General features: G+C 39.6%; 19 protein-coding genes. 3 read left to right on the forward strand and 16 right to left on the reverse strand.

Annotation, left to right across the window (positions count from 1 at the left end):
- Positions 1-801 precede the first annotated feature (801 nt).
- Entirely contained in the window at positions 802-2,613 is a 1,812-nt protein-coding gene (locus BLT02_RS15095) for a DEAD/DEAH box helicase family protein (protein WP_347475025.1), read from the reverse strand.
- Between the two features lie 504 nt (positions 2,614-3,117).
- Here BLT02_RS15095 and BLT02_RS18015 point away from each other — a divergent pair.
- Positions 3,118-3,813, forward strand: coding sequence for a hypothetical protein (locus tag BLT02_RS18015; RefSeq protein ID WP_242869848.1), 696 nt, complete (start codon positions 3,118-3,120; stop codon positions 3,811-3,813).
- A gap of 78 nt (positions 3,814-3,891) precedes the next feature.
- Here the strand turns inward: BLT02_RS18015 and BLT02_RS15100 are convergent, their stop codons facing one another.
- The 7 genes from BLT02_RS15100 to BLT02_RS15135 all read right to left on the reverse strand — a co-directional run bounded on the left by BLT02_RS15100 (position 3,892) and on the right by BLT02_RS15135 (position 16,549).
- A complete protein-coding gene (locus BLT02_RS15100) occupies positions 3,892-4,887 on the reverse strand; it encodes a nucleotidyl transferase AbiEii/AbiGii toxin family protein (protein ID WP_092997366.1) in 996 nt (331 codons plus the stop codon).
- Positions 4,884-5,498, reverse strand: coding sequence for a DUF6088 family protein (locus tag BLT02_RS15105; RefSeq protein ID WP_092997369.1), 615 nt, complete (start codon positions 5,496-5,498; stop codon positions 4,884-4,886). The genes BLT02_RS15100 and BLT02_RS15105 overlap by 4 nt, the downstream gene beginning before the upstream one ends.
- Before the next feature lie 873 nt (positions 5,499-6,371).
- Entirely contained in the window at positions 6,372-7,955 is a 1,584-nt protein-coding gene (locus BLT02_RS15110) for a hypothetical protein (RefSeq protein ID WP_092997372.1), read from the reverse strand.
- A gap of 149 nt (positions 7,956-8,104) precedes the next feature.
- Positions 8,105-12,535 (reverse strand): hypothetical protein, encoded by a 4,431-nt coding sequence (locus BLT02_RS15115; protein WP_139187679.1) that lies wholly within the window; start codon positions 12,533-12,535, stop codon positions 8,105-8,107.
- Positions 12,536-13,879: 1,344 nt separating this feature from the next.
- Entirely contained in the window at positions 13,880-15,286 is a 1,407-nt protein-coding gene (locus tag BLT02_RS15125) for a site-specific integrase (RefSeq protein ID WP_092997381.1), read from the reverse strand.
- Positions 15,264-16,205: a helix-turn-helix domain-containing protein gene (locus BLT02_RS15130; RefSeq protein WP_092997384.1), complete on the reverse strand. Its 942-nt coding sequence runs from the start codon at positions 16,203-16,205 to the stop codon at positions 15,264-15,266. The genes BLT02_RS15125 and BLT02_RS15130 overlap by 23 nt, the downstream gene beginning before the upstream one ends.
- A 155-nt stretch (positions 16,206-16,360) precedes the next feature.
- The gene (locus BLT02_RS15135; RefSeq protein ID WP_347475026.1) at positions 16,361-16,549 is read right to left on the reverse strand and encodes a helix-turn-helix domain-containing protein; all 189 of its coding nucleotides are present in this window, start codon (positions 16,547-16,549) and stop codon (positions 16,361-16,363) included.
- A 749-nt stretch (positions 16,550-17,298) separates the two neighbouring features.
- Here BLT02_RS15135 and mobC point away from each other — a divergent pair.
- Both mobC and BLT02_RS15145 read left to right on the forward strand, forming a co-directional pair.
- Entirely contained in the window at positions 17,299-17,691 is a 393-nt protein-coding gene (mobC, locus tag BLT02_RS15140) for a plasmid mobilization protein (protein WP_092997387.1), read from the forward strand.
- On the forward strand, positions 17,663-19,459 hold the full coding sequence (locus tag BLT02_RS15145) for a relaxase/mobilization nuclease domain-containing protein (protein WP_092997390.1): 1,797 nt from the start codon (positions 17,663-17,665) through the stop codon (positions 19,457-19,459). The genes mobC and BLT02_RS15145 overlap by 29 nt, the downstream gene beginning before the upstream one ends.
- Positions 19,460-19,867: 408 nt before the next feature.
- Here BLT02_RS15145 and BLT02_RS15150 read toward each other — a convergent pair whose 3' ends face one another.
- The 8 genes from BLT02_RS15150 to BLT02_RS15185 form a co-directional block, all read right to left on the reverse strand.
- Positions 19,868-21,016: a J domain-containing protein gene (locus tag BLT02_RS15150; RefSeq protein ID WP_092997393.1), complete on the reverse strand. Its 1,149-nt coding sequence runs from the start codon at positions 21,014-21,016 to the stop codon at positions 19,868-19,870.
- Between the two features lie 24 nt (positions 21,017-21,040).
- Positions 21,041-21,424 (reverse strand): VOC family protein, encoded by a 384-nt coding sequence (locus tag BLT02_RS15155; RefSeq protein ID WP_092997396.1) that lies wholly within the window; start codon positions 21,422-21,424, stop codon positions 21,041-21,043.
- Positions 21,425-21,551: 127 nt separating this feature from the next.
- Entirely contained in the window at positions 21,552-21,923 is a 372-nt protein-coding gene (locus BLT02_RS15160; RefSeq protein WP_242869846.1) for a hypothetical protein, read from the reverse strand.
- Between the two features lie 344 nt (positions 21,924-22,267).
- Positions 22,268-22,516: a hypothetical protein gene (locus BLT02_RS15165; RefSeq protein WP_092997399.1), complete on the reverse strand. Its 249-nt coding sequence runs from the start codon at positions 22,514-22,516 to the stop codon at positions 22,268-22,270.
- 3 nt (positions 22,517-22,519) lie between these two features.
- Positions 22,520-22,999, reverse strand: a complete 480-nt coding sequence (locus BLT02_RS15170; protein WP_092997402.1) for a DUF3990 domain-containing protein — start codon at positions 22,997-22,999, stop codon at positions 22,520-22,522.
- Positions 22,996-23,211 carry a DUF3791 domain-containing protein gene (locus BLT02_RS15175; protein WP_092997405.1) on the reverse strand — a complete coding sequence of 72 codons (216 nt, stop codon included), beginning with the start codon at positions 23,209-23,211 and terminating at the stop codon, positions 22,996-22,998. The genes BLT02_RS15170 and BLT02_RS15175 overlap by 4 nt, the downstream gene beginning before the upstream one ends.
- 336 nt (positions 23,212-23,547) lie before the next feature.
- Entirely contained in the window at positions 23,548-24,390 is an 843-nt protein-coding gene (locus BLT02_RS15180) for an alpha/beta hydrolase family protein (RefSeq protein ID WP_139187683.1), read from the reverse strand.
- A gap of 65 nt (positions 24,391-24,455) precedes the next feature.
- Positions 24,456-24,977, reverse strand: a complete 522-nt coding sequence (locus tag BLT02_RS15185) for an adenylate kinase (RefSeq protein ID WP_092997411.1) — start codon at positions 24,975-24,977, stop codon at positions 24,456-24,458.
- Positions 24,978-25,090: the final 113 nt, after the last annotated feature.

Here is a 25,090-nt window from a genome sequence, read left to right on the forward strand (position 1 = left end):
TGAGTCTTTTGCGCCTCTTTATCCGCCGGAGATATATGATATGGACGATGAATTATTCCTTCCGTTTCCAGAAACAGATGGTACCGAATAGTAGAAGCCACGTCCTGTATGGACAAGGGGTGTGTAACACCCCTTAATCACCTGTTGGCACGGGAAGCGGGCACGGTCAAGGAAGATCCTGTGTTTTATGCTCACGCCCCGATTTTGGGGGCGGGAGGGATAAATCACAGGATGTCCTTGACTGTGTCAATGACCAGTGCCAGTGTTCAACCACATCTTGCAAAGACAGCTAAAAGAGCAGAGTGGCGACAAATGGTTTGATCAGTTTAGTGACGAATCAACGTATCAGCAACATTATATCATTAATGTATCTAACGATTAATCCTAGAAGAAGTAATGTCTATATTTTCTATTTTATCCATCCAATCATCAATAATCGCACCCGGGTCATCGCATGAAATATTATCCTTCTAATTCTTCTGAAAAAAATTTCTCCCAATCTGCGAACCAATCAAAAAAGTGTTTCTCTCATTCTCCTCTAAATATAAAAGAATGCCCACCACAATTTGGTATGAGCATTCTTTTCATGGGGTATTCCCTAGTTTATTCGCTACTTACATATGCCACTTCCGTTCTTTGTCCTTATTGGATTTACGATTATCAACAGCGTATTTCTTTCTCATTTTTGTAAGCGGAAAGCCGCATTGTTACATATTCCTCCCGTCATCGGTTCTCCACATCGGGGGCAATATGTCATAATCAATTCTCCAATATATCATGTTAACTCTGTACATTTCCTCTTTATCCGAATGTCATTTCCATCAATTCAGAAGCAATCCTTTTGCTCATTACACGCATGAGACTGTCCTCTAATTTTGAATTTGCCAGAAGATTTATACTTCCGTACCATACGATTTCCTGATCAATAATCGCAAAATGTTCGCAAAAATCATCAACTAGCTTCATGTAGAAACCAGCCTGTCGCATCTCCTCATGAAGCTGCATCCAGTAGGAAGCATCGCCGAAATCGTATGCATCCGGCTCCCAAGTAACAATTGTGACCGTGACTCCTCTGCTTTGCTGTTCCTGTAAAAGACTGATCAGTTCACGGACTTTTTTACCGTTGATGGCAGGGCTTGAAATCACGATATTTTGGGCAGCATCAAGAAGGTCCTGTCGGTATACAGTATGGTAATTATCACAGTTATAAATAGCATTTGCAGTCTGTTTTTCGCCCTGCACGCCGGAACAGATTTCATATCCAATCTGTTTATATGCCTTCAGGCGCTTAGCATACATGTTATCAAACATGGGGATATGGCTGTCCACATAATCATAAACAATCACTTTTTCTTTGCCGTCATAATCCCTGTTCAGGCGGCCGGCATATTGTTCAACAACGCCTTTAAAGGAGACCGGAGTTGCCATGATAAGCGTATCGAGCCGCGGAAAGTCAAATCCTTCTCCGATCAGCTTTCCTGTCGCCACCAGAATCAGACTCTCTTCTGACTGTACTTGCTGCATTTCATCCAGTATTTTTCTGTGTTCCTTCTTTGAATTATTTCCTGTCATGAGAAACACATGATCAGCATATGATTTCAGCCTCTCATACAGCTTCTCGGAGTGATCCTTATATTTTGACAGTACGACCGGTGTTCTTCCAGATGAGACACATTCCCTGACGTCCTCAATAATCTGCTCATCTCTAATATCATTGTTCCGGATAATTTCGTAAGCTTCATTGGGATGCATGCCGGATATCTGAACTCCTCTGGGTGGAACAGTGCGGGTAAATCTCGGATAGACCAGATGCTCAATTCCCTGCGCTTTTGCTTTTTCTTTAGATGTATATCTGTATCGAATCGGTCCGAGAAGCATATAATTAATTTTCTCCAGACCATCTCCTCTGTTTGGCGTAGCTGTTACACCGTATACATATCGGGCTTTGATCTCTTTCAATATATCAGCGATGGTCTCTGATGCAGCATGGTGGCATTCATCGACAATGATCATGCCGTAATCGTTAAGAAAAGCGTGGTACTCACCTTTCCTGCACAAAGAACCGGTCATTGCAATATCTATAATGCCGGTCATGGAATCATGCTGAGCCTGCAGCCTTCCGATTAGGCTTTTACGCTTTTTTATCCTTCCTGTTTTTGTCTTGTATTCTGGGAGTTCTTCATTAATATCCAGAAATCTGTGCAGGGCATCTTCCCACTGTTCCATTAGGGCAGAAGATTCAAGGATGATCAGAGTATTTACTTTCCTTTCTGCAATCATAGCACTGCAAACAACCGTTTTTCCAAAAGCTGTTGCAGCATGAAGAATACCGTTGTCGTACTTTAAGATCTCCTCCAGAGCCGGTTTCTGTTCATCTCGCAAAGTGCCGTTAAAAGAAACATTTATCTTCCGGCCCTCCTGCCGTTCATCTGCTATTTCATATGTGATTCCGGCATCTGCAGCCTGTTGAAGGAGTTCCTCCTGCAGGCCTCTTGGAATCTGAATATATCCGCCGAGATAATCCTTCCCAAGGTAGATCCACCTGGATGTATCAAAATTAGATGTGCCGATTTTCTGGTTTTTATAAAATACCGGATTTGAAAAAGCTGCCATTCTCCGGATCCTGTTCTGGATACGGGGTTTGAGATTCAAACAGTCCACGTATATTCCGTTGGACAAGGTGATATCAAGCTTGCCGTCTACATCACCGGCATCCAGCTTTTTCCCTTTCTTCCAGGGTTTTTCACGTACTTCCACTGTATCAGAATCATTCGTTTCAATAATCTCTTCTGCGAAAACTGACCACTCTTTAATCTTTAGTTCCAGAAATTCTTTGGAAAGCCGGGGCTTGCTGCACAGAGCCTCCCATTGGTTCGGGTAGGCATTCCAGTTTCTGTCAATAAATGCACTGTTCCCTTCTTGCAGCGCCTTTCCCTGAAGCGGGAGAGCAATAAGATTACCTAGACCGCCTTCCGGCAGTACATCCTGAGCAGGAAGCATGCGATCATAGTTTTTGAATGACTTCAGGTTTACCTGTTCTGCTCCTTTTTCCAAAAGTGCGTATCCGAATTTTCTGACCAGCGCCGCTGCAATAGGCCTGTCAAAAAAGATCCAGATATGAGCCCCTTTCCCGGACCGGGAGCGCTCCACCAGAGGATCAATACCGTTCATGCTGCAGATTTTTCGCATTGCATCAACTTCTTCAATCCATTCATCGTCCGTATTCGCATAATCCTGTTTATCAGCGTCTTTTTCATGATTATCAAAATCAAATACCATAAAACGACAGGATCCATTTGGCAGAAGGGGATATACACCAATCACATCAGTTGCGTTAAGGGCTCTTCCCTGAAGATGGGCGATGATATCTTCTTTCCTCAAAGGCTTATGCTCTCTGAACTTACAGTCGATGCACTTTATTTTCAGCCCCAGTCTTCTCGGGCAATTTTCCTTCCAGAAGTTATAGCACTGAGGATAATATCCGGCGTTACCACTTTTATTGACAGACCTTTTGGCGTACACATCCTGCCTTCCCCAGAACCAGGAATAGAAGACATTGGCCATTTTTTCAGTAATAACCTCCGGATGGACAATTCTTGCGCCCTGATTGGGATCATATTCCTCCTCTGCCTCAGAATTTCGAAGACGCTTCAGCTCCCGGGCATAGGAAATTCCAGAACGGTCCAATATATTCTTCAGCAACTGGTTTTCCAACTGAAGTTCATTCAGCTGCTTTTGCAAAAGGCTTACATTTTCTATGAGTTCTCTCATTGCATTGTCACCTTTCTCAGAGGGGCAAGCATCTTCCGGTAATAATCTCTTTCCCACGCATTTTTATATTCTCATGATTATGGATACCCCCTGATTTCAGAAAGATTTTAGATTTTCCATCTACAACAAGTTAATCTCAGTCTCCAATTTTCTAATTCCATCAATTATTTGATCAAAAGATGGAACTATACCGTAAATCATATTTTTCATTTTACTATAGTCTTTTTGGAGCTCCGGAAAATACTGTTCCGAAGGAATCAGTTTAACAGATCCAGGGACTGCTTCCTCATACTTTGCCCATGGGCATCTATAAAACTTCTTTTTAAAAGCAACTACATCCTTAAGTAAATCTAAATCCTGAAATGCATGAGTCTTCACAGCACTTCCTGACATCTGGTACAAATCATAGTAGTGACGGGAATATCTACCTGGAAAATCCCCGCGAATGCGGTTTGCCTCCCTATGAAGAATTGTAATCTTTTCCCAAAATGTCCGTTCAGGAACAGCTGTACGGATTACGGTATCCGGATGTGTAAAGATCTGTGGATATTGTTCTGCAGCAAATGGTGTAATCACTGCATCCTGTGTAGGCGACCAAGATGCCAAAGCACCAATTTCCAGGCGGATCACCTGAAGAATAGAGACATCTGTGAATATTTGAGGATAGGCAAAATTCACGGTAGGTTCGCCTGCTTTTTCCAGAAATACATTTGCTGCTTCCCCTATTTCAGCAGAAATACCTATCTGCAACATTGGAATAAAAGATTCCTCCAACAGCAGAATGGTTTTCTTTTCTGAGGATTCACTGAACTTATCCTGTTGCGTATTTGAACGAGGTTCCCATGGCTCTTCAATTCCATATCCAAGTAACCTCCAATCAAGAATCAAATCGATATCTTCAGAAAATCGTTCTATCAAGTGGTACGCTTTCGACAAGCTGGTTCCGCCTTTAAAAGCAAGTCTTTCTTTCCAGGCACAGCGATGGAAAAGATAATCCAACATATAACAGACCCAGAAATCCTTTTCTACAATTGCAGGAGGCATCCCCACTTTGTGTGCGGTGTTAAGAAACAATTCTTCTCGTTCTTTTCTTGAGAGTGCTGCTATATGTTTCATTCTGATTGCTCCTTACAAATCTCTTTTATAAAATCGTAAATCCATGCAGTTGTTCCCTGAGCTTCATTCAGTATTGATTTCTTTTCTTCAGAAGTAAACTGCTGATTCAATGTACTTATGACCGTCTCGTTGACATGATCCTTACCAAGAGCTCTTAGCCCTTGTATAATCAACCCAGTCGTGTAAGAATATCCCGTAGCTTCTTTATTCGATGTTCTGCGGAATGAAATATGCACATTACCATAACTGTATTCTTTATATGGACCATCACTTACATATTGCCAGACTGCAGGTACTTGAGTAGATAGCCTTAACATGTTCAAGGCTGTATCACCCATAGGTATAATAGACCAACGGTTTTTTCTAGCAATGGCATATGCCACTTTTGAAGGATCTGAGGCAACCGGTTCATTCAAAAGCTTACTGAATCGGGGCTTATCGTAAATTCCACGTATAATTCTCCGGATGCTGCCGGAATCCTCCAGACGTGAAAGGGACATATTAATTGCAGCAGTCGGTGCTATATCTGCAAAATCAGAAGTCACAAAGACACTGCCCGGCTGCATTTCTGCAATTCTCTGTTTTATAAGGGTTTGATATCTTTCCCGCATATATCTGTACCTCCCTTTCGTTAGAAAAAGTATATATGTTTTCTAACGAAAGTTCAATCGCTTAAAATAAAAAAGCAGAGCAGGCAGACCAATGCAATCGGTCTAAACCTGCCCTATGTAACATATCTTCAGAAAAAAATGAGAGCGAGCGATTAGCCAGCTAATCGTTCCACTCTCATTTGAGCCCGTCCGCGAGGTGACTCGAACACCCGACCTACCGCTTAGGAGCACGAATCGGGGGGCGGTCGCCTCTGTCAAACACTGTATAGAATTGTCAAAAAAAGCCTTATTTTATCAGGAAAATCAACGATTCATGTGTCAAATCTGGTTCGTTCTGAAACGTCTCTGCAAGTCCCTGGCTAACACTGTCTGTTAGCTGGCTGTTAGCTGAGCTAACATTTGGGAAGAAGCTAATTGCAACCTGTCAATCATAAATATTGGCCACGCCATTCCAGAAATGAAACAAAGAATGACTAACAATATTCTTTTGAATCAGTAAAATTATCATACAAAAAATGATAGTCGTTGTCTATATCTATTTTTGTTTACATGATGGCAAAGATTAAATTGTTCTAAAAATGTGCTAAGATAATTCACTATTTTGAAAGTGGGAAATAATTGAAATAATTACGTATAGCAGAATGATAAAACATCCAAGAAGTATTCGTTTCCGTATTATGATATTTTTTCTTATAGTGTAAAGTATTTAAATCACATCAGCTAAAATACCCAACATTCTTATTCTCGTTTATCTGTATACTATTTGTGACAAAACGAGTTTTGTTGTTTTTAGGTGCTCTGACAAACAGTTTACTTTTCTTAGACTAAACTAATTGCTCCCCAAGTTGTTTTTTGAATAATCATCAAATCTTTTTAAAGAGAGCTAAAGCTAAGCTTATTATCGTACATTTTTGTAATTGTTTCTTTCAAGCCCATTTCAAGAATGGTAGCAATAAATTCTTCTTTTGATCCAAAGCAAAAGTAGTTCTCGAATATACTGCCATCCTCTTTACTCCAATTAAGATTCATTTGACTATTTATTAAATAATTGTTTTTGCTATGCTGGTATATAAGAACTATATCGTTGTTTTTGATAACACCTGATTTATAATAACGTCCCAACTCGCTTATGCATATGTCTTTGGTGTTTTGTTCATTTGATGCAATAATTATCATCTTATTGGCATCTTGGTCAATAGTTGGTAATAATATATCATCATAGTCCGCCCTATCTGGAAGCTTATTTACACATAATTTAGAACCATCTATATATTCTAAATCCTTATGATGTTCAGGGTTCGCTAAATAGATGTTGATTTTATTAAAGTGTTTTTTCACTATAATGTTTAGAAAATCATATACCGCTAACACTTCTCCTAAAATATAGCAATCAATATATTCGTCAGTATCCGGCAACAGATTATCAATGTAATTATTAATTAAAACATCACAAGCATTAATAATATTACTTTCACTAAATTTATAGTTTTTTATAAGACCAATATTGTCTGCAGAATAATCATCTATTGCAAGTGCTATTCTATTTGTATCAACACGATTTAAAAATGAAGTATCAAGTGCTCTTTTAACTGTTTTATCTTCAGAAGAACAGAAAAGAAATACGGAGTTGTTATTTTCTGGTACGATTGATTGAAAATCAGGCAAATAGATTCCACCTATTTGATAAATCATGTCAAGTACATCATTTGATACAACTTCATTAGTAAGATTTACAAAAACAAACTGAATTTTTGTGAATTCTTTATCGCTAGCGAGTTGCCTTGCTAAATATATTCCATACTCATTTATTTCACAAATATATAGGCATTTTTTCTTCATCTTTTCCATGATCTTCAAAACCAATCTGGTGTTTATCATACTTACCAACCATGCGGCAGTAGAAAACGGGGCAAGTATAATGACAATTATTGTTATGATCATTATTGGATAATAAAAACTACCAGAACTCAAATAATATAGAATGATTTTATGAGCAATGGTACCCTCTACTTCAAATTGGCCTGATGTCATCGCATTTAATGCAAAATGAAAAGGCCGAATAAGTGAAAGACTATTGTAAAGAATAGCATTATCTTGTGAATCCATTTGAAGAGAAAGATAATAAGGGAATGCAATAATAGTTAAATATCCAAAAACAAAAGCTGCTAAAGTAAAAAAAGCGCTCGTGAAATCATATAAATGTTTCCCCTGTCTATTTAAACACGAAAAAAATATAGAAATATATATCAATAGTAGTCCATAAAACAAAAAAATTATCCTGTCAATATCATAATGGTATACATTGTCTACAAATAGTGAAAAAGGGAATATTATCGCAATATTAAGAAGGCCGGAAAGAAATAATGTTTTATACCATTTTTTTGCTAGCCGGGAACTACAGTACATCATGAGGATAAAGGGAATATGTGACAAAAGAGGTACTATTATCTGACTCATTTTAATAATCTCCGAAAAGCTTGAAGAATAAAGATATAGAGACGGGTGTTTTGACTATTTTTGAGATAAACGAAGCTATATTAATGAACTATACCCCGATATAGTGTAGTCTAATCAGGATATAGTCCATATCAGTTAGTAATATTATTCTAAATGGTAAGGCCAGGAATGAGATGTTCAATACCGCTAATAATATCATCATCAATTACAATTTTATAAAGAAATGTCCAGTCTTCTATTTTGAATATTTCCGATGGTTTTTCTTCTAATATCTTTCTTATTTGAGTAATCAATATCAATTGTATTTCCTCAAGTGGATATATAGCAAATTCCAAGTGTTCAAGATCAGTACCCTTGTAAGATGGTAATGCCAGATTATAAGCTAAAAACCTACTATCAGCTTCTAACTTCAAACATTTAAGAGGCATTGGTAATATATATGGTAAATGAAAGTCTCCATTAGCAACGTGGCCTTTTTGATTTATAACATTGGAGTCTAAAGTTTTTTCCTCCGTTTTGTAATCTAAAGTATAGTACCCATGAATATCTTTCAGTGTATTTTCAGAATGAATCATGGGAATAGTACTCAGGTTCAGTTTTTGAAAAACAGTAGACGCCTTAAACACCTTGTGATTTGATAATACATATTGCCTTGCCTTTAAATATGTTTGAGGCGAAAACATAAATAGATTAATTTCACCTTTGATGTTTTTGACATGCCTTAAAGAATCAAGCAAACCACCCTTCCAAGGTATCATACTGCTCTTCTTATTTGCAGCCTCAATGGTCATCGTTGGAATTTTTAAAGAATCTATTTCAAGGGCATGTTTCTCACTAAACAGAAGGAGTTCATCATATACAGATTTGTATATACTTTTATCATTTGATAAAGCTGATACCGTAGGTATTATTTCATTCTTCTTACTACATGCATAATACCAGATTAGAGTATTTGACTGCTTGTTTTGAGTCTGAAATAGCTTGATTGTTTTTTGTACAAACGAAGTAAATTCTGTCATACCCCATGCGGTTGAAGAAACATAATTAGTTACTGGTATCTTTTTACTTTTATAGCTGGAAGGAGTAATAATTTTCTTATCTAACTTATCATCTTCAGGCTCTCCACTACCGACAGCAGGCCTTCTTTTAATTGTCTTTGCAAGTTGTTCAAAAGTAATTTGCTTCGTAGCCAGATGTACAAATCTTAAAGAAGTGCCGAAAGTTATTTGATTATATCGCTTATTATTTTTTTTATATAAATCCGTGCTTAATCCTTCCTCAGTCAATCGTTTTTCAACAAAATCATGTACTTCCTCATAGTTCGGTAATCTTAGAGCAGCAAACGTTCCAATATAATCCTCACTAATACTTCTTATTTGATCCCATTGTTCAACACTTAATAAGGCTGAACGGTACTTGATTTTATCAGCTCTTCTTAAAACGAGCGTTTTTACAAGAGAATCTAATATTGGTTCTCTCTCTGTTTCATCACCCTTAGAGTAATAAACTTCGTAACTTTTTCCATAGTTGATTATCTCATCATAATAACAAAAATACTCATTTGTGAATGCCTTGGCAATGTAAACAAATTTACAAAACCACATTATAGCATTTGTAACCAAATCAACGAGTTTGCCCTCATTTTTTTCTTGCTGAAGGTTTTCTGCCATATATTCTTTAACAAATCGGTATCCTTCTTGCTCGAAATCAAATTTAAGTGGGAAACCCGCATCATCAACAAATGATTTTTGAGAATTCCAAATTAGAACTATTGGGATTCGAAGCTCTTCATAGTATCCAATTGATTTGTCAACGCTAATATCTACTTGTCTGGCATAACATACAAGGTATTCCACATTGTCCATATGACAATATTTAACCATTGCAATATCTGGAGTTGCTTCTCTTAATCCATTAATAAAATAATCAGTAAGGTTTGAGATAATTGTTAAATATTTGTCAGCATTTAATAGGTTCTTTGGGTTTAAAACAGATAACTTATGATCATAAAGGATACGATCAAATTCATTCATCTCAATGATGTCATAGGAAGAGTAAATCCAAGGAATACTTTCAGTAGTAGGGCTCAATTCACGATTATCATAACTGTCCATCACTTTAAGTAAACTTTCAGATATTTCTTCATAAATAGTCGTCGACAATTCACTTACGTTATTGATAAGGTTATCGAGAAACTTATCCCACGTCGAAAAACGAAGTTTTTTATCTGTACTGTTAGTAATATCATCTACAATGGCCTCTCTAATACCTGATACTGTGGTATCTAACCAAAAAAAAGTTCTTAGATTGTCATATAAACAATTTAAAGCATTGTATTCTCCTTTTGATCCATAACAGGCTTTAAATATCGAAATAAAAAATTGCTCAAACTCATTTGCATTTTCAGATTTAAAATTTAACTCATCATCTGTTTTATTATACCGTAGTTTGATTTTTTTCTTGAAATCATCATTAGAGTTCAACTTTTCATAAAAGAATTGTTTTATCTTCTCAACAATCTGTTGCATATACAGTCTTGTCAGGATTTCATTAACAAGCATGTATCCCAATGCTCTGTTTCGATTATATCGATTATCTGGAGCGATATAATGAAACATTTCATGAATCATATAGGGAAACCCAATAATAGGATCATATAATAAAGAATACGGAATATCTATTTGTACAATGCGAATATCTGCACAATTTGGCCCGATAAAAAACAGTTTAGACTTAATATTCGTACCACTATTAGTTGTAATCACTGGCAATAATTCAGATTGCGCGAAATCGGCTGTTTGCTTTATATAAGCGTCATGAAGTATGGCCTTTACCAATCCATAATACCCGTGAAACATCAAATCACAGCATGCTGTGTAACGGAGATGAGATGAGGGGATTCGCATTACCAAACGACTGGATTGTGAAAAGTGAACAGTCTGCTGCCGAATACTATCAATAATTAAAGAATAGTAATTCCAGAATTCTGCATCCTGATCACCTTTATCCTGGTCACCTTTATCCTGAGTGCTTTCCAACACAGTGATTAAAAACTGTAATGATCGTTTGAATTGGTAATTATAATCATTTCGCCAATAAGCATTATACGACTCATGTATGTTGCTCAAATAATCCGTATACAACATGTCTAATGTGTCTACTGCACCGGTATGTGAAGCAAATCTTTTCTTTAAAGATTTTCTTAGCCAGCGATACATGCCTCTTATAGGAGGAGAATCATTATTTTCTTTTAATGGATTGGTATCTCCTGTTAACAGTGGATTTAATTCATTGCACAGGTTTGCAAATTGCTTTACACCATCCTCTGAATCACTTAACAAATCATTATCAAAACAAATCGTGTTAAACACCATTTGTTTCTGGGGGTCACGGGAGTCATTAATTGCAGTGGATAAAACAACTCTTGTCCCGAGTATCTTTTCTCGGATATTGCTTTTCTTAAAAACACCATTTTTAGGACTGTCAAGCCGTACTTCCTGAAAGAGATTATAAATTAAACATGCGGGCAGCTGTATTGAAAAATCGTGCTCCCCAACCCGTATTCTACTATCACCTTGTTCAAAGCCTATATTCTTTAATAACTCATCATAAAGGCTCATTGCAGAACATTCATTATTTAAGATAATATCTATTTGAGCAGTTCCCTTACATTCTTGTATTTTTTTTACATAGTTGTCATATTCTTCTGATATTATAATGTCATTAGATAGCATTCTTCCAATGACCGAATAGAAAGAAAAAAACAGAGGTCCAATCTTCTTATCCGTAGTTTCCACACCTTCCTTAATACGCACGGAAAACTGAATATTCTTTAACTCATCTATTAAGGACAAAACATCTGTATACTGTTCGGTCATCCATAAAATGCATATTTCAGAAGTATTTAAACATCCAAAAATCTCATATTTAATATTACAGCAATTATCTTTAATTACTTGATCTATTTGCTCTCTTAGTTTGATCCTAAGTGCTTTTATAAAACTTGTGAAGTCAGAGATTCTAGTGATGGCTTCATTACTTAAAGAAATCTGGGTAAAAACAAAGAACGGGAAAAAATGAGCACTACCTACTGCACTCTTGTTCTGATACTCAGTGTTTAAGCAATACTTTGAAGAAAATAAATACCAATCGTCATTTCCTTCATTAATACAAATACCGAAATCACCTTTTGGGGTATCACCACCGTTTTGTCTCCCCTTATTTTCATCTGATATTTCGTAGGTGTATGGATAAACATGCGGCTCACAATTATCAGCATCAATCTGGTAAATGAATACACTTTGGTGCTTACCTAACCAATACTTGGAACGCTCATCCAAATCAAAAAAACGAGAAAAACGGTTGACTCCATTAAAAGTAATTCGATCAAATTCGCCGAATGTAAGATATGTGTTTGGCTGATTGCTGCTCTTTTTCTCCATCTCTCTTACTTGATCACAATAAGAGCCAACATCCCCCCGAGTATCGGGGAAAAAACGAGCAAGTGTATTTAGTGTCACAATATATCCATTATGCCATTCGGGTTTAGTTGGTTTAGTTGGTTTATTAAGTGTGTTCATATCTTTGTGTAATCCAAACATCAGTGGTAGTGTATGGATTGTCCCTTTCTCCCAATCTTTCTAGGGGTTTCACTTATATTTGAAAAAACATTTGTTGTATCTTTCCAATTTCATTATGGAAACTTTCCAGTTCTTCTTTTGGGTATAAAATGACAAGAACAATTCGCAAAACAAATAATAATTGGTTAGATAGAAACCCGACCGTTTGCTTGACAATAGCTATAGAATCCAAGTAACATCTATCAGAATTAACCTTGCCTACCCATTTAGTTGACAATCCGCTTATTTGACCATTACCTTCAGTATCTTTCTTTCCATCTTATGAAGTTTGAAAATGATTTGGATTACGTAATTAAACAATTACGCAATTACTTAGTACCTGCTTCGGAAAGATAGCTTTATTATTGGAAAACCCAAAAATTTCGAAGAAGCAATGTCATGGCGTAAAATTAGCGAGAAGACTTTTTTCATTTTTAAGGAGTATCTGTACAGCAGATTAGCACTCGGGAATTAATCATTAGTATCAATATCCACAGATATCCTAAATACAATTGGCTTAAATGGTCATTTGCTTTGATCTATTCAAAAACCACTAAATATCTGGGGGGCTCTTCATTAATATTTAAGAAGACAAAAGCTATATACTTCAGTTAAAAGACAAAAAAGCGAAATCAGGAAATTAATAAACAGAATTTCCTGATTTCGCCATATTGCTAATGGGTATGTATTTCAGCTAAAGATTTATCCGTCATTGGTCCACGTATTCACACTTGAAAATATCATATTTTCGCACAATAATATTACCATCTTTATCTCGTACTCTTATAAACTTATAAGCAGGTGAAAATATCCTGTCATAACGAAACTGGAATGCAGGCCGAAACGAGTTATACTCATTATCTTTTGATAATTTTCTGGGGTCAATTGTACTCATCAAATAACTTGTCATACAATCTCCTATTGGCCCTTCTTATTCACTCGCAAAGTGTGTAGTATAATATAATATAGAATACAGAGATAACACAAAGCAAAAAAGGAAGAGCATTCAACGCCATATAATCTATATAATCATATTACCAATATCAAACAATCAAATTTATTGATCTCATACAAATCAAAGTAAAAAATCAATTACTTTCACCATGTTATATGAATTATCAACTACTGTCAATAACTGATATCGTATAATTTGTAAGTAATTTATATATAATTTATTAAATTTTATATAAATTTAATGTTTATGCCGTTTCTATGCACTTTAAGTTCCCAATTTTGGCAAGTTCTCTTAAACCATTTTGTAAGTTTTCAAAAGATGTACATCTTCTGATAGTTCTTAACTACGTGTCATCTTTCTGTTTCCTTTTTTATTGTTTTTGCTAGAGAGGAAAGCACTGCCATCATTTCAGGGTTGCTAAGTATATTGGCCAAGATATCCGCATCAATACCTTCCGGAACAGTGACCATTTTTTTATGGGAATTATCACTGAGTAACGGCCTGAGATTCTTCTTCCCATAAAATGCCTCTTCAAACAATTCGGCATTTTTTCTTCTGTCTTCATCTATGATATGTGAATAGACATCTGTCACCATACTCACCTGTGAATGGCCGGAGTCTCCCTGCACTGCCTTAATGTCACCACCGTTCAGTTTCAATTTATATGTGACACTTGAATGTCTCAAGCTGTGGAAAACAACATAAGGAAGATTATTATCCTGGATGAACTTGGCGAATTTTTTGCGGATATGAGATTCGCCGATCGGAGCACCGGTGGGAGAAGCAAGAACTATCCCGTAGTCATGGAACTCAGATCCAAGGATGGCCTTCATTTCATCCTGAGCCTCTTTGTGGTGGATCAACATTTCCGCAACACTGCGCGGAAGGAAGACGCGGCGAATACTGCTTTCCGTCTTGGGCGTTTTGAGGACACGGACAGTTTTGCAGAGTTTGCTCTCGGATGGAAAGACAAGAAGGATGTCTTTCCCATCAAGAGCCTTGATGGCTTCCTTTGAAACACGTTGATATTCCTTTGTGACGCGGATACTGGCCCGACCCTCTTCAATGGCTTCGTCTGAGATATCTACGCAGTCCCAGGTCAGTCCGGTCAGTTCTCCGATACGAAGGGAGGCGGCAAAGGACAGATTCATCGCCAACTTCAGAATCTCATCATCACAGATTTCCGTTGCATGCATCAGTATATCTGCCGTCCAAATCTGTCGTTTAGCTGCTTTGTATTTTGGAACCGTTGCGTGGATGCATGGATTCTTCTCGATGAGTTCCCACTTGACAGCCTGCTCAAAGCAGTTTCTTAAGAGTTTGTGGATGTCCCGAATCGTGCTGGTGCTGACGTATTTCTGATCTTCTTTAGGCGCATCCTTCGTTGCACAGGTAGGTGTCCGCAGAAGTGTTTTGTAATATGTCTCCAGAAAGCGCGTGTTGATGTCTGACAGTTCAACTTTCCCGATCACGGGCTCGATATAATTTCCAATCAGGCTTACATTGCTGTAGTATGTCGAAAGTGCCCAATTGTCTTTTCCATAAAGAGTGATATATTCTTTGAGCAACTCACTCATTGTTTTGCACTGAGGAACAATGAAAGTGCCGGTGCTGACTTTGTATTCAATCTCTTTTTTGCGTTTCAGGGCATCCTCCCGGCGGTCGAACGTTTCCCATTTCTGTTTTTTCTTTCCATCCTTGTCCTGATATCTGTAAATGACGCAATATTTCCCGTTACGCTTTTGCACCGAAGCCATGAGTTTCCCCTCCTTTCGTTTTTCTTTTTCCCAGCCATTCCAGAAACTCCTGCCGGCATATCCAGTTCCTGCCGGAAATAATCTTCATCTCAAAACATCCCCGTTCTGCATTTTTGGTCACAAACTGCCGTGATATACCTGCCAAGGCGGCTGCTTCGGCTAGAGACAGGTAAGCGGATGCAGGCGTGTCTTGTTCAGTTGTGGATTGTTCCGATGACTTCTTCTGTTGGTGGCTGGTGCTTTCTGCCAGATGGTATCTGTCCTGCGATTCGAGGAAAGCATGAAAGCTGCTTTTCATGATCCGCTTCTTTCCTGCAAGTTCGATGATCTCGAATAGCCCGCTATAGCGTTGGCTGTTCAGAATGCTGTAAACAGTGTGCCGATTGATTCCCAGAAGCTCTGCCATCTGCGGCATACTGATCGAAGACTCAAAAAACTCTGCATTTTTCTCCTGGTCCTCTTTGGTCAGGTATCTGGTCTGATTGCAATACCACTGATCGAAAAGATCTTTCGGAACGCGCATCCGGTAATTTACTGTTTCTGTGGCAAGATGATTTTCTTTGATCAGAGCATAGGCTCTGTCTTCACTGATCCCGAGCAATTCGGAAATGTCCTGCGCTGAGTAAGAGACTTCTTTTACTTTTCGGCCTGGCTCTTCTCCGGTGATCTTATGGTATCTGATCTGCCGCGAGTACCAGTCTTCGAAGCTGGCAACATTTACCCGCATTTTCCCCAGGATCATTTTCGTCTCAAACACATTTTTATGGACCAGCCAGTAGCGCTCTGTCCTTTGGAGACCAAGAAGCTTTCCCATTTCTGTCACGGTCATCCATTCTCCGCAAGGATTGTTCTCCACAGGTTCCACTTCTCCCAGGGGATCCGCCGGCAGGTCAATGTTGTTGTTCTGTGTTCTTCCCATATACGTCACCTACAGTAGTGTTCGAATTCTCTTCATCGCAAATGAGCGAGGCTTTTTCTTTTTTTCATTTCCACTATACACGCTATTCTGAAAAAGCGTTAGGATGTCGAAAATAAGCAATTTGTAGCCGGGCAGTCCACCATTTTTTGCCAGATTCAAGAGTCAGCAGTTCCGTCCAGCCATTCGTCAAAGCTCTTCTTCGAGATCCGGTATTTGCCGCCGATCATGATCCAGCGAAACTCATTTCTTTTCAGCAGCTCATAGACGACCGGCCTGCTGAGTCCCAGGATCTTCTGAAGATCCTTTACGGTATAACATCTCTGTTCTGTCATTACTGTACTCATCGTGATTCCCTCCTCGTGGTTTTGATGATCAGCTGCAGGATCACTCCTGCGGACGATATGCAAATCATGGGAAGATAAAAAAACTTCTCCCCTCAATAACCCCAAACTGAGAAGCCCGTAGGATACCTATTTTTCGAAAAAAAGTTGAAAAAGTTTAAAATCCTCCGGAACTCAATCTCAAAAAGTCAGAAAACACAAAAGGGAATAGAAGACTGGTATTGCCCATCCAGAAGAAATTAGAAATATGCCATTTTTGAAAAGATGCCGTTTCCTGTTTGCCTGTGCCTTGCGCACTTTGGGGTTTATAGAGAGGAGGCTCTTCTTCATTTTTATGAGATGCCCGTACCACGTTTATCAGTCTGGCACGGATCTTCGCTTTGCCTGCCTTCACAATACTTAGGAGCGACCATCTTTTTCTTAGCCCGAAGAATTCGGGATAAGAAGCGCAAGATTCGCCTGGAGACCACACTTTCCCCAAAATGGGAAAATGCGTTCTCTGGCAACTTGATGGGGATTGCGCTCCCCATTCCCTCGCAGTTTCTTTTTCTGACACTTTTCGAAAACAGCTGATTTCAGAAAATGCAGAAAATGATTTTTTGGCTCCACAGTACCTGTGACCGCAGCGCTGAAGTCCTCCTCCGGGACTATCATCGGTCATGCATGGCATGAGAATTTGAAGAAGCATTAAATCAACAGAGCTGTTGAAAATCTGAAATAGATGATTCTCAGAACAGCAGGAAGGAGGGACTATGCCAAACAGGAAAAAGCCGGAATTACAGCGAAAGACACACAACATGAAGATTCGTCTGGATGATATCCAGTATTCAACGATCCAGATGCTGGCGGAGGAAGCCGGAATGACCATGACAGAATATATCCGTCATCAGGCTGTGCACGGAAAAGTTAATATCCACTATCACATCGTTGCCGATTTTGAGAAGCTGGACAAATTGAACCGTGAGTTCTCCGCGATTGGAAACAACCTTAACCAGATGACCAAGTACTTTAATATGGGTGGATTAAGATCCCAGGCGATGACAGAGGAACTGACCCGATGCATTAATGCAATCATGGATATGAGAAAAGAAGTGAAGGAGCTGGGAGGTGAATATCGTGGCTACGCTCAAACACATCGCAAGTAAGAGTTCCAATTACGGTAGGCCTCTGGAATATCTGATGTTTGAGCATGACACCAACGGCAGACCAGTCCGGGACGAAGAGGGGAACCTCAGGATGCGGAAGTGCTTCATCATTGAAGGGATCAACTGTACTCCATTTTCTTTTGACATGGAGTGCGAACGGCTAAACTGGCAATATCATAAAAACCAGGAACGCGATGAGATTAAATCCCATCATTACATTCTGAGTTTCGATCCGAAGGACCAGACAGAATGCGGACTGACACCGGAACGAGCACAAGAGCTGGGCATGGAATTTGCATCCAGATGTTTCCCGGGGCATCAGACAATCGTGTGTACGCACGATGACGGACATAATCAAAGCGGCAATATCCATGTACATATCCTGATCAACAGCCTTCGAAAACTGGATGTAGAAAAACTGCCGTTTATGAACCGGGACATTGACAGCCGTGCCGGCTACAAACACCATCTTACAAAAGAATATCTGCAATATCTGCAAGAGGAAGTGATGGAGCTCTGTAACAGAGAAGGCCTGCACCAGGTCGATCTGCTTTCCCCCGCAGGAACTAAGATCACTGAAAAAGAGTATCGGGCTAAAGAGAATGGGCAGAGAAAACTGGATAAGCTGAATGAAGAGATTATTGCCGCGCAGATGAAACCCGCCAGTACAGTTTTCCAGACACAAAAACAGTACCTACGGGATGCAATTCAGGATGCTGCGTCACAAGCAGTTTCTCCTGAAGAGTTTGAAGCACTGTTGAAGGAAAAATATGAAATAGAACTCAAAGACAGGCGTGGCCGGTACAGCTATCTGCATCCTGACAGGACAAAGCATATCACCGGCAGAGCACTTGGAGCGGATTATGAAAAAGAGAGTCTGCTCAAAAGGATCCTGATGAACAAACAGAAAAAAGAGCAGGCCATTGAAAATGAAGAAACTGCAGAAAACCTTCCGGCGAGTTCTCAGTCTGTTCTTAATAATCCTGCAGATAATGAAGAAGAAAATGGAAAAGGCAAAAGCCATGATGGACGTACACTTGGAGAATCCCTGGAAGAAGCATTTCTCTCGGGGAAGCAAGATGTACATACTGCATATGATCCTGCTTATGATTATTACGCGGATCCTGTCGCGATCCTGTTTATCCACTCAGAGTTCCGTTTGGTAACTGATCTGCAGACAAATATCAAAGCACAGATGAGTGCGGCTTATGCCCAAAAGGTAAAAGTCACCAATCTGAAAGAGATGGCAAGGACAGTTGCCTTTATTCAGGAGCAGGGTATCGGATCTTTTGATGAACTTCGTCAGAAAAAGAGTTCCATGGCAAATGCAGTTTCTGATGCGGCCGAAGATTTTAGGAAAACAGAAGGCGATATCAGGCTTACCAATGAAATGATTCATTTCACAGGTCAGTATTATGCCACGAGGGCGATACATTCTGATTTTATGAGAAGCTGGAATAAAGGGCGTTTCCGCTTGCAGCATCAAGATGAATTAAACCGCTACGATGAGGCAGTCAGATATTTCAAAGAGAACAATAATGGAAAAATCCCTTTGATAAACGAACTGAGGGAGAGAAAGAAGGCTCTTGCAACAGAGCGAGAAAGACAGGAAAAAGAAGCAGAGAAGATCAGGAAAGGGCTCAAAAACCTGCAGACAGCTATCTCTAATGTGGAAGTAATTCTTGATATGAAGACACTTCCAAAAAGACAGAATCAAGAGCTTCACGTTCAAAGGAAGAAGCACGATAGAGGGTCGGTGCTTTCATGAAGTAATGGACAGTGAAGGGAAACAGACCAAAGCTATTCCTGTTCCTGCCTTGGGATCATATTTGATAAAAAGAAAATGTCCTGCGAAAAAAAGGATGAGTCGTAAGAATATAGACTCGCAGAATGATCCGAAGCCTTGCCTGCACTATTTCTTCAGCTTCCTACATTGTTTTCCGATTCATAATTCTATTTTTTATAAATAGTGAATTGGTATTTTAGAAATGTAGTGTATGATAGCACTTGTAAGGCGAAGACAGGAAATGCCGGTCAGAAAGCAGGATGATGACGATTTCCAGAACAAACTCCACCTTTCCAAAATAGATTTTCATACTCCCCCTTTATGTGGAAAAGCCCTTCACAATGGTGCTGATGCATTAGCGTCGATCAGAATCGTTGTGAAGGGCTTTTTCTATCTTGTGATTGCACTTTTATTCTCCCCTTTAACGGAGAACTCCATACTTTTTCCCGGCTGAACATGTACAGCAGGAGAAATATACTCTCTAAGGACTTTTTCAATATGAAGGTTCAGATTTTCCGGAAGGAACTTTTGCTGTAAAGGATCAAGCCGGATGCAAAGATCCAGGCTCTGGTAGAATGAGGTGTTCTTACCTTTTCCCTGTGAAGCCGGTTCTTCGCTGACCCGGATCCTGACCTGAACACGCCGCTGTTCAAACAGGGGGATAACGATATAATACAGTCTGTCATCCTTGAAGGAAAGATATCCAAGTTCTTCCCCGGAAATGTCTTTCAAAAACAGGCGACGGCGGCGGAGTTCTGATGGATAAAGCAGATCGCCGGTCTTCGGCAGCTCCCTTCCGGTATGGAATGAGCGGGAGCCATATTCCAGCATGGCAGGAAGGAACCATATCCTGTCAGTAGATCTGCCTGCGGAACTATCCCCGACTGTGACAGCCTTTGCCAGTTCGTCCAGGGCGGACCGGACATCTATAAACTGCTGGGCAAGAAGATAAGTGAGCTCACCCAGTGCCCGTTGGCGGCGAGAATCATCTGGCTCTCTTTTTTGTGATGCATCCGCTTCCTTCAGAAGCTCTGATCCGCACTGATAAACACTCTTTAAAAACAGAGGGAACTCTTCATCCTGCGACCATAGATATTTTCCACGAGCAATTGTAAAAATGCCGATGGGCAGCCCCTCCGCATCCTCTGTCCTGCAGTAGATCTCACGCGGGTGATATGCATAGGGGTTGCAGGGTGCATCCCATTTTCCTGTAGATCGGGCTGTTTTCTTTTGGAAATCCTGCCCGTCGGAAGATGCACGCGCTTCCCGGGAATTCCTTGTTTTCCTCCAGGAACGCTGAAGGAGGTTATATGCCTGGTTGATTATTCTGGCGTCATGTGGGGTGGTAAATGGTGCAGCCTGATGTTCCTGACTGTCTGTTTCACTTTCCCTGCAGGGCAAGTCAGAGCTCTGCGCGGAACGCCTTCTCACTTTATCGGGATGTACTTGCACGATCAGCTCCCGGTATCTTGTACGAATATGCTCTGGTCCTGTATTTTCAGGCAGGCCGAGAACACGATATGCTTCTGATTCCGTCAAGGTGATTCCTCCTGTAACCCCCGATCATACTGTAAATTCAATCTGATTGTTTTCTATGGCAACCACACAACTCTCATAATATCCATCACCAGTTGTTCTCGGTCCGCTGACAATATGGTAGCCGTCTGTTTGAAGTAACTGAGTTATTTCATCAACACGTTCTTTACTGCCTACTGAAAATGCAATATGTATCAAGCCTGTTCGATTCAAATGTTTTTCAGCATCCACCATATCCGGTTTATTCATAATTTCCAGTCTTGCGCCGTCCTCAAAAGTAATGAAATATGAGCGGAAATCCGTTTTCTTATTATGATATAAATCATTGGATTTTCCATTAAGATACTTAACAAAAAAATCTCTGGCTTTTTCCAGATCTTCAACATACATTGCAACATGTTCGATTTTCACACATTCTCCTCCTCAATCAGAAGTTATAGTTTCGAAACCACCCAGGCAATCAGAACTGCCAACACCGGAAATCCTATTAACGTAGAGACCCACTTGCCGACCAATGTCTTTCCATATATGTATGGCATCATATCTTCTGTGCCGGGAATGATCCATGCCTTTGTTTTCCAACCCAGTACCCGTCGATAAAGAGTCTGTCGAATAACCCAGAGATCAGATAGATCACAGTCATCTGGACAGCGGCTGTCTTAAAGTCCTGTGCGCCGTTCACAAGGTAAACCATAAGCGGCACAAACAAAAGCTGTGGTACAAGAAGAGCAATGTAGGTGGTCATCTTTCTCTTATTGATCATTTCCCGCGTGGTGAGCTCCAGTTCTACAGCTTTATCCTGTACTTCTTTTTCATAAAAGAAGACCATACCGACCGGTCCGTTTGCAATGCCCACAACACATATGATCAGCAGGACAAAGCACATTGCAACGCCTTCTAATACAGCCATTATCATTCCTTACATTCCTTCCTCTCATCAGTTCTACAAGCTGGAAGTTGTCGTCATCATATGTCATTAGTACAGCATGCTTTCCTTACTGTTTTTGGAATCATTATTGACTTATTAGAGATGCGGAGCAGCCTGCAGAGTGCTATGCCATGTCGACAATTCATATCCCGGGGTTCCGGACTGCCGCATCATTTCTGACAATATAACGGCCTCGAAGGTTTTCGCCTCAAGACCGTTCTATGTAATGGTATTATTCTGTTGTCATCCGCTGCCATACATCATTCCAAGGCCGCTCAGGTGAAGGTTAAAGTAAGGAGCTTTCGTATTGATAGCAAGGAAGGGTATCATTTGCTCTGAAGCTCTTTCGTTTTTTGTACAAGGTCTGCCTCTGTTTCGCACAAAATCTGAACCAGAACTTTATAATCCAAGTATTGGATACCATACTCCCCTTCGTGGATTTTACCCGCAAGTTTACTGTTGTAATAAATGCTCATTGCCTTTTCCAGAGATATCTTTTCTGTTTCTGCAAGGTAGGAGATGATACGTTCTTCAAGACTCTCCTGATATATTCTTTCCAATACATCCCCTGTCATTGTTTACACCTCCTGAAAAAACTTAAATACCAAAAGCTTTTCAATAGCTTCCTGCGTAATAAAAGCGATCTGATCGTATGTGGGATATACTTTGATCTCTTTCAAGGCCCTTTCTTTATCCCAAATTCCGGTATGATACATATCCACAACCCGAAAGACCCGGTCATTGGCTACCTTGCCGTAAATCAGATCATATTTCTGATATTCGGTCTTACCGTCGCGGCATTCACAGACAAAATCAATCCAATCCATCAAATCCGGGGCAAATGATTTGACTTTTAATCCCTCTGTTTTTTCCTTCATCTCGTAGACATTAATAATTGCCTTGTCGCTTCCGAGCAGGGCCGCCTTTCTTTTGGCCCATCGTTCAGCCTGTTCACGGACTGATGTCACATAAAACCCTTTACCAAAATCCAGCGGGCGATATGAGTGATTAACATCCGGCTTATCAACTGTAATAATCGAACCATGATAAACAATCATATATTCACACCTCTGATCCCAAGATATTCTTTAATATCTTCAACAATATATTCTGTTCCCTGAGTATGGAGAACATCATAATGAGGGACAAGATAATTATCGATACATCCACTATTCTGCAATAGTTTATAAACATCAGATGGTACTTTACGCCAGCTGTTTGCGCATGCATGAATCATATAAATAACAAATGCGAAAGACTCTTTATTCACTAAGATGCACCTCCCTCTCTTTATTAAAAGTATAACGTATGCGAATAATCTACTCAACACAATTGTAAATGAGCCGTGCTATCGCCAGGAGGTGAAGGATTGCAGCTTTTTGACAACTGGAAGTTTGCGCGTAAGCAATGAGCCATGCGTGGACGAAAAATACTGCAGACGCTGCGAGCTCGCTCGCAAGCGGATAAAGGATTTTTCGGACATATACGGCGAATGCCGCGACAGTGAGCAAACGCCCTGCGTTTGCGAACCTGTCGTCATGGCGAATTGCGTCCCGACCGAATCCACAACAGTTCGAAAAACTTGAATTTTCTGAAGCATTTTTACCTAATTTATTTGCAAAATGTTTTTTATCCATTTCAGGGTTATTTCTATTACATCATTTGCTTTAGAGGCATTAGGTATTAGAACATTAAAAGTGTGATTAGAATTTGGCACAATCACAACCTTACTTTTATTATTCTTGCTATTTTCTACAATTTCTTTTGCATGATGATAGGGAACCAATTCATCTTCATCACCAGCTATAGCCAATATAGGACCTGCATACCTTTGTATTCCCACCATTGGAGTTGTATCACAAATATCATCAAACCATTTTTTTGAAAGTAGTAGATCCTCTCGCCAAAACAGTGGTATCTTTGCATAGCCACTCTCTAATGCTTCTTTATAATATTCATTAAACCATCCTTTGAATACTCCAATACCATTATGGCATGCACCAGACCAACTTATGGCAAATCTTATTGGAGACATATCTTTCAACAGCTCTGCCATTACGCGAGCTCCTTGGCTAAATCCTAAAATACCGATATTATTGCAATCAACAATCTCCTGTGTACAAAGATACTGATAAACTGTTTTTGTATCATTTACTTCACCACAAAAGCTCAATTTCGTTTGATCAGCTTTACTATCACCACATCCTGCATAATCAAACCGTATTGAAGCGATACCAATATTCAGTAATTTTCTGGACAATTCTACAAATAAATTACCAACTTCATTTTTTTGCGAACCTGTTCCATGACACAAAATTACTGTTGGCATTTTTTCATTTTTTTCCGAGTAAGAAAATATCGCTGGAATGGTGTATTCTTTATTATCAATGGCAATTGATTTCTCCATATCAACCCCTCCGTCAATTCCGATTGTTCTAATCTTTTTCACGCCCACCTTCTTGCCCTTCAGACAAGAAGTATCCCTCGCTCAAAGAGCTCGGTCAATTCCGATTGTCAGTCCAGAAGCCTTTTAATTGTTCGTTTATAATCAGAATCAATCAACACGATCTGTTCCCAGACATGTTGAAAACCATTGATGATGCTCTTGTTGTCAGCTTTCAGGCTGTCCATCGTACAATCTGTATTAATCAGTCTGGTTTCAATTTCCGACTCATATCCAATGATCTCGCCATAATGATCCTCGATATACCTTTCACTCATGGCCAGACAGATAAATCGGATTGACGATAAATACTGCTCGTCAAAATCCCGCCTCCAGCCAAACGGGATATAGCAGCCCTCTACAATGAGGTTCTGTCGGTTCTCGATCACAGTCTTCACGATTTCCCTTACGATCGGCCACAGGTACTCTGTAAGAGCTTCATCGTCCTCCGGCGTCAATCCTGTATTACCACTGCGTATAAGGCCCATTTTAAGATGATCTATTGACAGATAAGGATAGCTGTACTCTTCAAGCATTTTTTGCGCCAAAAGCGTTTTTCCCGTGTGGGTTGCTCCGGTAATCAGTATGATCATAATCTTGCCTCAATTTGTTCACGTACCTTTTCCAAATCACTGCAGGTAAGGATTGGAATCAGGCAGTCAATTTCTTCGATGCTCTTATCCCACCATTTAAATCTGAGAAGAAG

Origin of the sequence: Sarcina sp. DSM 11001 (genome assembly GCF_900101015.1) — a bacterium.
GTDB lineage: Bacteria > Bacillota > Clostridia > Lachnospirales > Lachnospiraceae > CAG-791.

Excerpts from the sequence above, each read along its gene's own strand:
- BLT02_RS15185 (WP_092997411.1), bottom strand. The coding sequence starts at position 24,977 with ATGATCATACTGATTACCGGAGCAACCCACACGGGAAAAACGCTTTTG.
- BLT02_RS15100 (WP_092997366.1), bottom strand. The coding sequence starts at position 4,887 with ATGAAACATATAGCAGCACTCTCAAGAAAAGAACGAGAAGAATTGTTT.
- BLT02_RS15160 (WP_242869846.1), bottom strand. The coding sequence starts at position 21,923 with ATGGCTGTATTAGAAGGCGTTGCAATGTGCTTTGTCCTGCTGATCATA.
- BLT02_RS15130 (WP_092997384.1), bottom strand. The coding sequence starts at position 16,205 with ATGGGAAGAACACAGAACAACAACATTGACCTGCCGGCGGATCCCCTG.
- BLT02_RS15170 (WP_092997402.1), bottom strand. The coding sequence starts at position 22,999 with ATGATTGTTTATCATGGTTCGATTATTACAGTTGATAAGCCGGATGTT.
- BLT02_RS15095 (WP_347475025.1), bottom strand. The coding sequence starts at position 2,613 with ATGGCAGCTTTTTCAAATCCGGTATTTTATAAAAACCAGAAAATCGGC.
- BLT02_RS15110 (WP_092997372.1), bottom strand. The coding sequence starts at position 7,955 with ATGAGTCAGATAATAGTACCTCTTTTGTCACATATTCCCTTTATCCTC.
- BLT02_RS18015 (WP_242869848.1), top strand. The coding sequence starts at position 3,118 with ATGAGCCCCTTTCCCGGACCGGGAGCGCTCCACCAGAGGATCAATACC.
- BLT02_RS15165 (WP_092997399.1), bottom strand. The coding sequence starts at position 22,516 with ATGACAGGGGATGTATTGGAAAGAATATATCAGGAGAGTCTTGAAGAA.
- BLT02_RS15115 (WP_139187679.1), bottom strand. The coding sequence starts at position 12,535 with ATGAACACACTTAATAAACCAACTAAACCAACTAAACCCGAATGGCAT.
- BLT02_RS15105 (WP_092997369.1), bottom strand. The coding sequence starts at position 5,498 with ATGCGGGAAAGATATCAAACCCTTATAAAACAGAGAATTGCAGAAATG.
- BLT02_RS15125 (WP_092997381.1), bottom strand. The coding sequence starts at position 15,286 with ATGGCTTCGGTGCAAAAGCGTAACGGGAAATATTGCGTCATTTACAGA.
- BLT02_RS15135 (WP_347475026.1), bottom strand. The coding sequence starts at position 16,549 with ATGAGTACAGTAATGACAGAACAGAGATGTTATACCGTAAAGGATCTT.
- mobC (WP_092997387.1), top strand. The coding sequence starts at position 17,299 with ATGCCAAACAGGAAAAAGCCGGAATTACAGCGAAAGACACACAACATG.